The organism is Nocardioides xinjiangensis (genome assembly GCF_017916385.1).
Taxonomy (GTDB): domain Bacteria; phylum Actinomycetota; class Actinomycetes; order Propionibacteriales; family Nocardioidaceae; genus Nocardioides; species Nocardioides xinjiangensis.
In genome coordinates, this window is record NZ_JAFMSW010000001.1 from 575,329 (window position 1) to 588,463 (window position 13,135).

The window sequence follows — 13,135 nt, forward strand, 5'->3', positions numbered from 1 at the left end:
CGGATCACCTCCTGCGGATCCAGAACGTCGTGCGGGCGGGCTCCGCTCCGCGAGCGGTCTGGGTAGCGACGACCCGCAGTCGCTTCTTCCCCAGCACGGCCCGGGCCGGCTTGGTGAGCCTCGTCTTGACGGTGGCCGTCGCGCCCGGCGCGACGGTGTAGGACGACTTCGCCAGCACCAGCGTCCGGCGCTCGCCGCCGGCGAGCTCCACCTTGCGGGCCGAGCGCAGCTTGAGCCTGCCGGCGCAGGGCCGGGCGGCGTCGCAGGCGATCTCGACCTTGACGACGTCGTTGTTCTTGACCCTGACGACCTTCGGGACGGACAGCTCCCCCGTCGCCGGGGCTGCCGGCGTGGCGGGAGCCGGCGTGACGATCGCCGCCGTGGTCGACGTCGTCGTGCCACCCAGGGTGGCCAGCGTGAACGTGCGCGCTGCAGCCCCTGCCGGCAGGACGAAGGAGACGACGAGGTCGGATCCGGTGCCGACGACGCGGCGGGCGTCGCCGCCGAGGCTCACGCACGCCTGCTCACCGGCCGCGAGCCCGCGCACGGTGGCGGCGACGGTGGTCCGCTCCGCAGCGCTGACCGGGGTCGAGATGGACAGCGGCTCGGTCGCCGCGGGCGCCCACCGGAGGACCGGCGCGGACTGGAAGGTGGCGCGGCGCCACTTGTCCCGCACCGTGGAGCTGCCGGCGATGCCGTCGGTCCGGGCGGCGGAGAGGTCCGCCACGTTGTAGGCGACGGCACCCGTCGGCGCCTGGCTCGCACAGGCGCCGGCGTCGGCGACCTGCATGCTCCGGGTCCAGACGGCGGCGCGCGCCGCGGACGTCGAGCGGCCCACCTCGCCGAGGGCCCAGCCGGCGAGTCCCGTGCTGTTCGCGTTGCTGCCAGGGGTCGAGGCGTCGCCCTCGAAGGAGCCGTCCGACTTCTGGACGGACTCGAGCCACTGGGTCGCGAGCGCGACGGCGGCGGCCACCCGGGTCGAGCCGATCCCGGACGCGCGCAGCGAGATGACGGCCAGAGCGGTCACGTCGGCGCTCGGGACGTCGCCGCACTCGGTGGAGCCGAGGGTGAAGAGGAAGTACCCGGCCGGGCACTGCTGGGCCAGGAGGGCCTGCGTCGCAGCGCCCGCCTCGTCCGACCCTGCCCGTGCGAGGGCCTCGACCGCGAAGGCCTGGCCGATGGTGTTGGCGTAGTCGGAGAAGCTCGTGTCGTCGCCGATCACGCCGGTGGCGTCGTCGGTGAGGTCCTCGAGCTGCGCGACCAGGTCCACGTTGTCGTACGCGGTCGCCGCGTCGCGGCCGACTCGCCCCGCGAACGCCGCAGCCTTGGCGGTCGCGTTCGCGTAGCGGCCCTGGCCGAGGTACTCGTTCCCGGGCCAGGAGTACTCGTCCGACGTGACGTACCCGTACGGGTACGCCTCGGAGGTGACGAGGGCCGGCTCGATCCGGTCGGCGACCAGCTCGGCCCCGGCGGTGTCGCCGATGGCCTCGAAGGCCAGGCCCGCGTCGATGCTCAGGCCGATGTCGGCGAAGTCGCCCACGGCGATGCCGTCGGTGAGCTGGCTCGCGATCCAGTCCCCCGCGAGGCGGGTGGGCGTCATGGGCGCCGCGCCGGCGGGCGCCGCGACGAGAGTGGTGGCGGCGACGGCGATGGCGGCCAGGCCGGAGAGGAGCTTCATGGTTCCTTCCCCCGCTGCGACAACGAGGGAAGGCGGCGTGCGCCGCTTCGCCCCGCTGCATTCCTCGACAGCGATGGTGGTCAAGACGCGTCGAGGCGGGTGTTCCGGCTCGCACGGGATGACTCCCGTGCCCACGGTTGCGGGTCAGCGCCGGATTCGGACCGGCTTTCCCCAGCTCGGGCGTGTGTGGTGCCGACCCGGACGGGCGCGGCGCGCGCAGCCTAACCCGCGCACGGCCCCCCACGCACGTCGGCCCGGCGTCCGGGGACGCCGGGCCGACGGCTCGGTCGCGGGTGTGACGCGTGGGGTCAGTTGCGCACCCGCAGCGACGTACGCGCGACGTCGTCCGAGGTCTTCACGAGCGCGACTCGGCGCTGGTTGCCGGTCGGCAGCTGCAGCCGGCGCACGATCTTCTCGCCGGACTTCTTGCCCGTCACGCGCAGGAAGTCGCCCTTGACCTGCATGCAGGCGCTCTCGCTGGGGGCGAGGCCGTAGACCCGGAACTGCACGCGGTCGCCCGCGCGGGCCTCGCGACGCACCGAGACGATCCGGAGGCGGTCCTTGCTCGCCGGGGCGAACTGGAGGCCGAGGATCGCCTGCGAGGTGGCCCGTCGCCACTCGTCACGGGCGTCTGCGGGGATGCCGGACGTCTTGGCCCCGTTCACCCGGTCCTTGCGGTAGGCCACCGCGCCGGTGTCCTTGGTGAGTGCCGTGCGGCACTTGTACTTGTCGACCGGCTGGTTCTTGCGCACCCACAGCGCCGCCTTGAGCGCGGCGTCGCGCTTCTTCAGCAGCCCCAGGGCGTAGCCGCCGATGGCGGTGGAGTTGGTGTTGATCTCCGCCGTGCCGGCGCCGCCGCGGATCGCGCCGCTGCCGCGCTGCCGCGCGGCCAGCCAGGTGCCGGCCTTGGCCAGGGCGGCCTGGACGGCGGGGCTCTTGTCGCCCGACTCGACGAGGTTGATCACCGCGAGGGAGGTGGCGTCGGGGTCGGCCTCGCTGCCGGCGACGCCCTCGGTGCACGACTGGTTGGGCACGTCGGCCTTGGCGAAGTTCAGCCGGAACCAGCCGGAGGGGCACTGCTGCTTGAGCAGGAAGTCGCGAGCCGCGCCGGCCTCGGTCGAGTTGGCGAGCGTCAGGGCCCGCACGGCGTACGACTGACCGACCACGTTGGCGTAGTTGCCGAACTCCGACTTGTCGAAGATGCGGCCCGCGAACGCAGCCGCCTGCGGCTGCGCGGCCGGATCGGCCGGCACGTCCGCGGTGCGCTCCTCGAGGCGGGTGATGAGGTTGATGCCCCCGTAGCTGGTCGGGTTCCTCTTCGCGGTGCGCGCGAAGGCAGCGGCCTTGGCCAGGGCGCCGGCGTAGGACTCCTTCGTCCCGTCGCCGACGTACTCGCCGATGCGGGGCTCGAGGGCGTTGTTGATCGCCGTGACGGTCGAACCCTGGCCGGCGACGGTCGAGAGCGCCATGCCGGTGTCGATGGTGAGGCCGAAGTCGGGGCCGTAGGGACCCGTCATCAGGCCGTTGGTGAGCTCCCCGGCCAGCCACTGGGCGGCGATCGTCGAGGGGGTGCTGTCGGTGTTGGCCAGCGCACGGGCGGACCGCAGGGCGGGGGACGGCTCGGCGGAGGCCGGGGCCGCGGTGAGCACGCCGGCCCCCAGCACGGCGCTCGTCAGGGCGACGGTGGCCGTCCGGAGGGGTCGATTCAGATGGTGCATGACTTCCTTCCCGCTCGCCGAGGACCGCGGGCGGCGAGCGCCCGTGCAGTCCCCCGAGTGGTGCGAGCGTTGGTTGGTGATGTGACCAATGTGACTCGCCAGCACCCTAACAAGTTGTCTAGACCGTCAACTTCTCCAGAATCAGCTCCCGGACGCGGCCGGCGTCGGCCTGGCCGCGCATCTCCTTCATGACCGCGCCGATGAGGGCGCCGGCGGCGGCGACCTTGCCGTCGCGGATCTTGTCGGCGACGTCGGGGTTGGCGGCGATGGCCTTGTCGACGGCGGCCCCCAGGGCGCCGTCGTCGGACACCACGGCCAGCCCGCGCTTCTCGACGACCTCGTCGGGGGTCCCCTCGCCGGCGAGCACGCCCTCGAGGACCTGGCGGGCCAGCTTGTCGTTGACGACCTTCTCGTCGACCAGTGCCTGGACCCGGGCGACGTCGGTCGGGGTGATGGGCAGGTCGACCAGGTCGACGCCGTCCTCGTTGCTGCGGCGGGCGAGCTCGCCGAGCCACCACTTCCGCGCGGCCTGCGGGGCCGCTCCGGCCGCGATGGTCTCCTCGACGAGCCCGAGCGCGCCGGCCCCGACGGTGTCGCGCATCTCGAGGTCGCTGAACCCCCACTCCGCCTGGAGGCGGGCGCGGCGGGCCGTCGGGTTCTCCGGCAGCGTGCCGCGCAGCTCCTCGACCCACTCGCGGCTCGGCGCGACCGGCACGAGGTCCGGCTCGGGGAAGTAGCGGTAGTCCTCGGCGTCGGACTTGGCCCGACCACTGGTGGTGATGCCGGTGTCCTCGTGCCAGTGGCGCGTCTCCTGCAGGATCGAGCCGCCGCCGCTGAGGATCGCCGCGTGCCGCTGCATCTCGTAGCGCACGGCGCGCTCGACGGAGCGGAAGGAGTTGACGTTCTTGGTCTCGGTGCGGGTGCCGAGCACGCCGCTGCCCTTGGGCGAGAGCGACAGGTTGACGTCGGCGCGCAGGTTGCCCTGGTCCATGCGGGCCTCGGAGACGCCGAGGGCGACGATCAGCTCCCGCAGCTGCGCCACGTAGGCGCGGGCGACCTCGGGGGCCCGCTCGCCGGCGCCGAGGATGGGTCGGGTGACGATCTCGATCAGCGGGATGCCGGCCCGGTTGTAGTCGACGAGGGAGTGGTCGGCGCCGTGGATGCGGCCGGTGGCCCCGCCGACGTGCAGCGACTTGCCGGTGTCCTCCTCCATGTGGGCGCGCTCGATCTCGACCCGGAAGGTCTCCCCGTCCACGTCGACGTCCATCCACCCGTCGAAGGCGATGGGCTCGTCGTACTGCGAGGTCTGGAAGTTCTTCGGCATGTCCGGGTAGAAGTAGTTCTTCCGGGCGAAGCGGCACCACTCGGCGATCTGGCAGTTGAGCGCGAGGCCGATGCGGATCGCGGACTCCACGGCCTTGCCGTTGACCACCGGCATCGCGCCGGGCAGGCCCAGGCAGGTCGGGCAGACGCCGGCGTTGGGCTCCCCGCCGAACTCCGCGGGGCAGCCGCAGAACATCTTCGAGGCGGTGTTGAGCTCGACGTGCACCTCGAGGCCGAGGGCCGGGTCGTACGCCGCCAGCACGTCGTCGTAGGCCATGAGTGTCTCGGTCATCGGGATCCCTCGGGGGTCGCGGCACCCGCGAGCTCGGGCGCCTTGTCGAGCAGCGGGCCGCCCCAGGCGGCGGTGTGGAGCGCCTCGAGGGCGGCACCGACCCGGTAGACGCGGTCGTCGGCCAGGGCCGGTGCGAGCACCTGGAAGCCGCTGGGCAGGCCGTCCTCCTCGGCGAGCCCGTTGGGGATCGAGATCCCCGGGACGCCGGCGAGGTTGGCCGGGATGGTGGCGAGGTCGTTGAGGTACATCGCCATCGGGTCGTCGAGCTTCTCCCCCAGCCGGAACGCCGTGGTCGGCGCCGTCGGCGAGACGAGGACGTCGACCTGCGCGAAGGCGGCGTCGAAGTCGCGGCTGATGAGGGTGCGGATCTTCTGCGCCTGCCCGTAGTAGGCGTCGTAGTAGCCGGAGGACAGCGCGTAGGTGCCCAGGATGATGCGGCGCTTGACCTCGTCGCCGAAGCCCGCGTCGCGCGTCGCGCGCATGACCTCCTCGGCGCTCGGGTCGCCCTCGGGGACCACGCGCAGGCCGTAGCGCATCGCGTCGAACTTGGCGAGGTTGCTCGACGCCTCGGCCGGCAGGATCAGGTAGTAGGTGGCCAGCGCGTGCACGAAGGAGGGGCACGACACCTCCACGACCTCGGCGCCGGCTTGGACGAGCAGCTCGACGGACTCGTCGAAGCGCGCCATCACGCCGCGCTGCCAGCCGTCGCCGGCGAGCTCGGTGATGACCCCGACCCTGACGCCGGTCATGTCGCCGGCGGCGCCGGCACGGGCGGCCTCGGTGAAGGACGGCCACTCCTGCTGGATCGACGTGGAGTCGCGGGGGTCGTGCCCGCCGATCACGTCGTGCAGCATCGCGGCGTCGAGGACGGTGCGGGTGACGGGGCCGGCCTGGTCCAGGCTGTTGGCCAGCGCGACGAGGCCGTAGCGCGACACGCCGCCGTAGGTCGGCTTCACACCGACGGTGCCGGTGACCGCACCGGGCTGCCGGATCGACCCACCGGTGTCGGTGCCGATGGCGAGCGGCGCCTCGAACGCGGCGACCGCCGCGGCGGACCCGCCGCCGGAGCCGCCCGGGATGCGGTCGAGGTCCCACGGGTTGCGCGTGGGCCCGTAGGCGGAGTGCTCGGTGGAGGAGCCCATGGCGAACTCGTCCATGTTGGTCTTGCCGAGGATCGGGAGGCCGGCGTCGCGCAGGCGCGTCACGACGGTCGCGTCGTAGGGCGGCACCCAGCCTTCGAGGATCCTCGAGCCGCAGGTCGTCGGCAGTCCCCTGGTGGTCAGCACGTCCTTGACCGCGATCGGCACGCCGTCCAGCACGCCGCGCGCCTCGCCGCGGGAGCGGCGCGCGTCGGACTCGGCGGCCTGCGCGAGCGCTCCGTCGCGGTCGACGTGGAGGAAGGCGTGCACGGCGCCGTCGACGGCCTCGATCCGGTCGAGGTGCGCCTCGGTGAGGTCGGTCGAGGTGACGTCGCCGGCGGCGAGCGCCTCGGCCAGCTCGGCGGCGGTGCGGCGCACGGTCTCGCTCATCAGGCCTCCTCGCCGAGGATCCGGGGGACGGAGAAGCGCTGGTCCTCCACGGCGGGCGCGCCGGAGAGCGCCTCCTCGGCGGTGAGCCCGGGCACCACGACGTCCTCGCGGAAGACGTTGGTCAGGGGGATGGCGTGCGAGGTGGGCGGCACGTCGTCGCCGGCGACGCCGTTGATGGAGGCGACGGAGTCCAGGATCACGCTCAGCTGGGGCGCGAGGTGGTCGAGCTCGGCGTCGGAGAGGTCGATGCGGGCGAGCATGGCCAGGTGGGCCACCTCGTCCCGGGAGATCTCAGGCATGGGAGTGATCCTAGGTCCCCGCCCCGCCCGCCTCCGCGCCCGGTCGGGACGGTGGCCGGGACCGGTGTCGTGTTCGTCCCGGACCGGCGGGACCGCCACCACGTGTGCCGGGACCTGCGCCGGCCGGAACGTCGGCTGCACGGTGCGCGGACGGTCCGTCGCCCGGGGCGAGGTGGTCACGATGAGGGCACGGACGGTGGCGGCGACGGTGGCGGTCCTGGCGCTCGGGCCGCTCGTGGGGGCGTGCGGAACGGCGTCGCGTATCCCCCCGCCGGAGTCGGTCGCGTCGCCCCCGGCGCCGGCCGCCGCCACGAGGGGCACGGCGCCACGCAGGCCCCGGGCGCCCGAGCGACGCGGCAGCGAGGACTGGCGGGTCACCAGGCAGGCGCTGCGCGGCGAGGTGGCGGCGTACACCACCCGGGCGAGCGGCGTCCCGGGGACGCGCGTCGGGCTCAAGGTGTCGACGACCGAGGGCGGCTGGGAGGCGTCGGCCTTCCGCATCGGCTCGTACGAGGGCGGCACGGGGGCGTTCGTTTGGGAGTCCGGCTCCCGCGTGGGGCGCGAGCAGCCGGGCCCGGTGTTCCGCCCCTACGCGACGCGCACCGTCGTCGCGCCCTGGAAGCGGGACCTGACGGTGGACACCAGTGGCTGGGAGCCGGGCTTCTACGTCTTCCGGCTGCGGACGGACACCGGGTGGGAGACCCAGGTCCCGTACGTCGTCACCTCCCCCTCGGCGGCGGGCACGGTCGCCCTCGTCGCGCCGGTCACCACCTGGCAGGCCTACAACCAGTGGGGCGGCTACAGCCTGTACGCCGGCGCGGACGGCGACACCCGCAGCCACGCGGTCAGCTTCGACCGGCCCTACAACGCCGCGACCGGGGCCAACGACTACCGCACGGCCGCCCTGCCGATCGTCGTGGGTGCGGAGGCGACCGGCGCCCCGCTGTCGTACTTCACGAACGTCGACCTCCACACGACCCCCGGCGCGCTGGACGGCGCCCGCGGCTACGTGTCGATGGGCCACGACGAGTACTGGACGCCCACCATGCGGCGGGTCGTGCTGGACGCGCGCGGCGCGGGCACCAACCTGGCCTTCCTCGGCGCCAACACGATGTACTGGCGGGTCCGCCTCGCGCCGGGAGCCGGCGGCCCGGCCCGCGTGGTGGTCGGCTACCGGCACGACGCGCACCTCGACCCGCTGTACGCGCAGGGCTCGCCCGAGGCGACCGCCCTGTTCCGCGACCCGCCGGCGCCGCGGCCCGAGCACGACCTGCTCGGCATGCAGTACGAGTGCTACCCGGTCGACACGGACTACGTCGTGGTGACCCCCGGCTGGTGGGGGTTCCGCGGGACCGGAGTGCGCCGCGGGGACCACGTCCACGGACTGGTGGGACCGGAGGCCGATCGCGTCTACCCCGACGCCCGGCTGCCTCGCCCCCTGCAGGTCCTCGCCCACTCGCCGTACTCCTGCCGCGGCGTCACCACGTCGTCGCAGTCGGTCTACTACTCCACGCCGTCCGGGGCCGGCGTGTTCACCGCCGGGACGCTGCGGTGGGGATGCGCGATGGTGGACCGGTGCGAGCGGCCCCTGGGGAAGGACACCCAGCGGTTCACCCAGACGGTCACCCACACCCTGGTGCGCGAGTTCGCTCGCGGTCCCGTCGGCCGACGCCACCCCGCCCGGGACAACGTCGACGCGTTCGACCTGCCAGCGGTCAACACGGTCCCGGCGAGTTGAGGCAGGCGGCGGGTCCGTCGGCCATGATGAACGACATGGGCCTCCCGCGACGCCGCACCGGCGGCACGGCCTCCGCCGCGGCGGTGGTCGTGCTGGCGGCCCTGCTCGCGGCCGGGTGCACGACGCAGGCCCCGCCGGACGAGCAGGAGACCCCGCGGTCCGCGGCGCTGCGCGTCACGACCGTTGCGGGCGCCGGCCGCCTCGACGAGCAGACCCGCGCCGACCTCGAGGGTGCCGTCGGCGACGTGCTGTCGGCGTACGTCGTCGAGGCCTTCCTCGGCGACTTCCCGCGCGAGGAGTTCGTCCGGTCCTTCGAGTCGTTCACCAGCGACGCCGCCCGCGAGGCCGCCGGTGACATCCGCGTGCTCACCGCCGCCGGCGTCCCCGACGCGACCGCGGTCCGGGCCACCGAGCTCGACGCCCGGCTGTCCTTCCTCACCCAGGGGGGCACCGTGCACGCCGGCACCGCGAACGTCCACTTCGCGTTCGAGGCCACGATGGAGGACGGCAGCACGCGCCCGCTCACCCTCGACGGCCGGTTCCTCATGGAGTCCGGGAGCGAGGCCTGGTCGGTGTTCGGCTACGACGTGCGGTTCGACGGCGGCGACGGCGGGGCCGTCCAGGGCTCGTCCGCGGGTCCGTCCGCGGTCCCGCCCGGGGAGTCGTCGGGGACGGCGTCGTGAGGGCCGCGCTGCGAGCGGTGCGCCGGGGAGCGCTGCGACTGGCCCTGCTCGGCGCCGTCGTGCTGGTGGTCCCCGACGGGTCGGTGCACCCGACCACGATCAGCCTCACCACCGTCGGCACCGCGAAGGCGGTCGACAACGGGGACGACGTGCTCTGGGTCCTCGCGCTGGGGTCCGAGGCCGGGCCGGGCGAGGACGTGATGGAGGGACTGACCGACGCCGTGCAGCTCGTCGGCGTCCGGCCCGAGACGGGCCGCGCGACCGCGATCGGCCTCCCCCGCGACCTCTACGTCGCGGACCGTGGGGCGCGGCTCAACACGGTGCTGGCCCGGGCCGGCGTCGAGGGCGTGGCCGCCGAGGTCGAGCGGCTGCTGGGCATCGCTCCCGACCTCGTCCTGGTGACCGGGACCGAGGGCTTCCTGTCGATGATGGGCACCGTCGGTCCCGTCGAGGTCGACTCGCCGATCCGCTTCGACACCGAGGACGGGGAGGTGGAGATCCGACCCGGCGGCAACAGCCTCGACGCCGACCAGGCGCTCTCCTACGCGACCACGCGTGACACCCTCCCCCTGCGCAGCGACTTCGCGCGCGCGGCCAACCACCAGCGGCTGCTGCTCGGCGTGCTGGCCCGGCTGCGTGCGGCCGAGGACGACGAGGGGTACCTCGAGGCGGTCACCCTGTCGGCCCTCGGCGGCCTGGAGACCGACCTGTCCCCCGCCGAGGCGTTCCGCGTCATCGCCTCGCTGACCACGGTGGATCCCTCCCGGACCGACGCCTGCATCATCCGCGGCACGTTCGGGGACGAGTCCGGGGCCGCGGTGGTCTATCCCGACGAGGACCAGGCGGAGGCGGTCGGCCGGGACGCCCGCGACGACGCACGACTGCAGGGCGGGTGCCGCGACGCCGGGTGACGTGCCCGGCGGCCTTCAGCCCAGGCCGGCCTCGCGGGCCTTCACGATCGCCTGTGCCCGGTGGGCGACCTGCAGTTTGGTGAAGATGTTGCTCGCGTGGTTGCGGACGGTCTTGATCGACAGGTCCAGCTGCCGGGCGATCTCGGCGTTCTCCTTGCCCTCCGCGATCAGCCCGAGCACGACCCGCTCCCGGTCGGTGAGGTCGGGGAACGCCTCGCCGGTCGGGCGCGTGCGGGCGCCGGCGAAGTAGGCCATCATCCGGTCGGCGATCCCCGGCCCGAAGATCACCTCGCCGGCCCCGACGGCCTGCACGGCGCGGATGATCTCGGCGCGCCGGGCGCCCTTGAGGAGGTAGCCGCGCGCCCCGGCGCGCACGGCGGCGAAGACCGACTCCTCGTCCTCCATCATCGTCAGCACCAGCACCCCGATGTGCGGGGAGGAGCGGACGATCCGGGTCGTCGCGTCGATGCCGTTGACGCGGGGCATGTGCAGGTCCATGAGGACGACGTCGGGCTGCAGGTCGAGCGCCATCGCGACCGCGAGCGCGCCGTCCGAGGCGGTGCCGACCACCTCGATCGCGGGCGTGGCGGCGAGCAGCGCCTCGATCCCGCGCCGGAACTCCTCGTGGTCGTCGGCGACCAGCACCCGGTGGGGCTCCATCGCGACCACCTCCTCCCTCGTGGGTGCCTCACCGGTCCTCGAGCGGCAGGCGTACCCCGACCCGGGTGCCGCCCCCGGCAGCGGGCCCGACCTCGATCGAGCCGCCGAGCTCCTCGGCACGCTCCCGCATGGAGGACAGGCCTACACCCGCGCGGCGGTCCGGAGCCAGCCCCCTGCCCGTGTCGACCACCTCGATCCGCAGGTCGGGGCCGACGCGCGCGAGCCTGACGGTGCACCGGTCGGCCTCGCTGTGCCGCTGCACGTTGTTCACGGCCTCCACGACGATCCGGTAGGCGGCGACCTCGACGGCTGCCGGCAGCGGCTCGAGGTCGTCCTCGGCCTCGACCGTCCACGGCACCGCCACCGCCGAGGTCGGCGAGCCGTGCTCGGCCGCGCGGTGTCGCAGGGCCGAGACGAGCCCGAGCTGGTCGAGCGCGGGCGGGCGCAGGCCCTCGACGAGGCGACGCACCTCGGCGATGCCCTCCCGCGTCTGGTCCGACAGCCGCGCCACCAGGTCGGCTGCCCGGTCGGGGTCCTCGTGGACGAGGTCGGCCGCTCCCTCGAGCCGCATCGCCAGCGTCGCGAGCGAGGGGCCAAGGCCGTCGTGCAGGTCGCGGCGCAGCCGTCGCCGCTCCTCCTCGCGCGCAGCCACCAGCCGTTGCCGGGCGAGCTGCAGCTCGCGGTTCGTGCTCACGGCCTGGACGAGCGCCCCCACCTGCGTGCCGACGTCCTCCAGCAACCGTCGGTCCCCCGGGCCGAACGGGTCGTGTCCCACGTCGACCTCGACCTGCAGCCGTCCGATCGTGCTCCCGCCGACCGTGAGGTCGATGGTCGCGGGGGTGCCGTACGCCGTCCCGATGGACACGGAGACCGGCTCGGAGGCGCCGGTGCCGACGACGTCGATCGCGGCGTAGGACAGGTGCAGCCGGCGGACCAGCAGCTCCAGCATCTCCCGAAGCGCGTCCTGGGGCGCGGTGACGGCGTCGAGGCGGCGCAGGTCGGACACCACCCGGTCCGGGAACTCGCGGTCGCCGTAGACGAGCCGTCGCACCGTCCGCCGCACTGCGACCGCGACCGGCAGGAGCAGGAGTGCGAGCAGCCCCCCGGCGAGCACCGAGCCGACGTCGACGTCGGTCGCGACGTCGACCGCGCGCGCGGCGCCGACGAAGGCGGCGGCCACCACAGCGAGCACCAGGGCCTGCACCAGCCCCCGTCGCACCCGCGGCTCGACGTCCTCGAGGCGGGACCGGGCGACGGCCGCGGCGACGCAGGCCACGACGAACCCGCCGGCGAGCAGCACCAGCAGGTCGCTCCGCACGAGAGGCGCACCACCGACGAGGGCGGGCAGGGGGCCGAGGACGAGCCAGGCGCCGACGCCGGCGGCCAGGCCGAGCAGCACCAGTCGCGTGGCCAGCACGTCGCCGCGGCTGCGGGCGCGGGCGTGGGCGAGGGCCGCAGCGGCGGCGAGGGCGGGGACCGCGGCCGCCAGGGCAGGGGCGGCGACCGTGGTGAGGACGCCGGGCCGCTCGGCGGTGGAGGCCGCGCCGACCCGGACGGCGAGCCACGCGGCGTACCCGAGGAGCGGGACGACGGCGAGGGCGCCGGCCGTCCAGCGGGCGCGGCCCTCGGGACGTGTGGTCAGCGCGACCGAGAGCACCAGCGCGACCATCCCGAGCGCCGCGAGCGCCTCCGACCCGGCGCGGGGCCACACGCCGCGCCCGCCGGCGAGGTCGACCACGCTGGTGCCGAACGGCGTGGAGGCGACCGCCGCCGGGAGCAGCGCCGTGCTCGCCAGGAAGGCGCGCGCCGAGGCCGACGCCGACCTCAGCCAGAACACCACCGAGCCCGTCGCGAGCAGCAGCGCGGCCAGCAGCGGGACGTGCGGCGACGACCGGAGCGCGGGGCTGACGGGGTAGGTCCCGAGGGTGACCTCGACCTCCTGGACCAGGTCGAGGCCCTCGCCGGGGCGGCGCACCTCGTAGCGGACCACGTCGCCGACCTCGCGGCGCACGTCGCCCGGGCTCGCGAGCCAGTCCGCGAGCGGGCGTCCGTCGATGCGCTGCACCGCGTCGCCGGGCTGCAGCGGCGTCGCACCGTACGTCGTCGCCACCCGCACCGAGTCTCCCCACTGCGGACCGGTGCCCGGCACCAGCCGCGAGGACAGGGCGGTGCCGTCCGAGGGTCCGGCCAGCAGGGCGAGCAGCACCCACGAGGCGGGCACGGCCCAGGCTGCTGCGACCAGGAGCAGCCTGCTGGTGCGGGACATGGTGGCATCGTGCCCCGCTGCACCGCCCCCGGGAAGCG

Annotated in this window: 10 protein-coding genes; 3 read left to right on the forward strand and 7 right to left on the reverse strand. The window is 74.5% G+C overall.

Annotated elements, in window-relative coordinates:
* Window positions 1-4: 4 nt before the first annotated feature.
* From J3P32_RS02780 to gatC, 5 genes are all read right to left on the reverse strand, one after another.
* Complete coding sequence (locus J3P32_RS02780) at window positions 5-1,678, reverse strand: prenyltransferase/squalene oxidase repeat-containing protein (protein ID WP_210438331.1); 1,674 nt, start codon at window positions 1,676-1,678, stop codon at window positions 5-7.
* 308 nt (window positions 1,679-1,986) lie between these two features.
* Complete coding sequence (locus tag J3P32_RS02785) at window positions 1,987-3,396, reverse strand: prenyltransferase/squalene oxidase repeat-containing protein (protein ID WP_210438332.1); 1,410 nt, start codon at window positions 3,394-3,396, stop codon at window positions 1,987-1,989.
* A gap of 118 nt (window positions 3,397-3,514) precedes the next feature.
* On the reverse strand, window positions 3,515-5,011 hold the full coding sequence (gatB, locus tag J3P32_RS02790; protein WP_210438333.1) for an Asp-tRNA(Asn)/Glu-tRNA(Gln) amidotransferase subunit GatB: 1,497 nt from the start codon (window positions 5,009-5,011) through the stop codon (window positions 3,515-3,517).
* A complete protein-coding gene (gene gatA / locus J3P32_RS02795) occupies window positions 5,008-6,540 on the reverse strand; it encodes an Asp-tRNA(Asn)/Glu-tRNA(Gln) amidotransferase subunit GatA (protein ID WP_210438334.1) in 1,533 nt (510 codons plus the stop codon). Before gatA ends, gatB begins: the two co-directional genes overlap by 4 nt.
* Window positions 6,540-6,839, reverse strand: coding sequence for an Asp-tRNA(Asn)/Glu-tRNA(Gln) amidotransferase subunit GatC (gatC, locus tag J3P32_RS02800; protein WP_210438335.1), 300 nt, complete (start codon window positions 6,837-6,839; stop codon window positions 6,540-6,542). The genes gatA and gatC overlap by 1 nt, the downstream gene beginning before the upstream one ends.
* 181 nt (window positions 6,840-7,020) lie before the next feature.
* On the opposite strand from gatC, the gene J3P32_RS02805 reads away from it, so the two are divergent.
* Genes J3P32_RS02805 through J3P32_RS02815 form a run of 3 tightly spaced genes read left to right on the forward strand, consistent with a single transcriptional unit; the run spans window position 7,021 to window position 10,171 of the window.
* The gene (locus tag J3P32_RS02805) at window positions 7,021-8,577 is read left to right on the forward strand and encodes a N,N-dimethylformamidase beta subunit family domain-containing protein (RefSeq protein WP_210438336.1); all 1,557 of its coding nucleotides are present in this window, start codon (window positions 7,021-7,023) and stop codon (window positions 8,575-8,577) included.
* A gap of 35 nt (window positions 8,578-8,612) precedes the next feature.
* The gene (locus J3P32_RS02810; RefSeq protein WP_210438337.1) at window positions 8,613-9,260 is read left to right on the forward strand and encodes a hypothetical protein; all 648 of its coding nucleotides are present in this window, start codon (window positions 8,613-8,615) and stop codon (window positions 9,258-9,260) included.
* Window positions 9,257-10,171 (forward strand): LCP family protein, encoded by a 915-nt coding sequence (locus J3P32_RS02815; protein WP_210438338.1) that lies wholly within the window; start codon window positions 9,257-9,259, stop codon window positions 10,169-10,171. The genes J3P32_RS02810 and J3P32_RS02815 overlap by 4 nt, the downstream gene beginning before the upstream one ends.
* Window positions 10,172-10,186: 15 nt before the next feature.
* Here J3P32_RS02815 and J3P32_RS02820 read toward each other — a convergent pair whose 3' ends face one another.
* Together J3P32_RS02820 and J3P32_RS02825 are read right to left on the reverse strand one after the other, a co-directional pair.
* The gene (locus J3P32_RS02820; protein WP_210438339.1) at window positions 10,187-10,831 is read right to left on the reverse strand and encodes a response regulator; all 645 of its coding nucleotides are present in this window, start codon (window positions 10,829-10,831) and stop codon (window positions 10,187-10,189) included.
* Window positions 10,832-10,859: 28 nt separating this feature from the next.
* The gene (locus J3P32_RS02825; RefSeq protein ID WP_210438340.1) at window positions 10,860-13,097 is read right to left on the reverse strand and encodes a sensor histidine kinase; all 2,238 of its coding nucleotides are present in this window, start codon (window positions 13,095-13,097) and stop codon (window positions 10,860-10,862) included.
* Window positions 13,098-13,135: the final 38 nt, after the last annotated feature.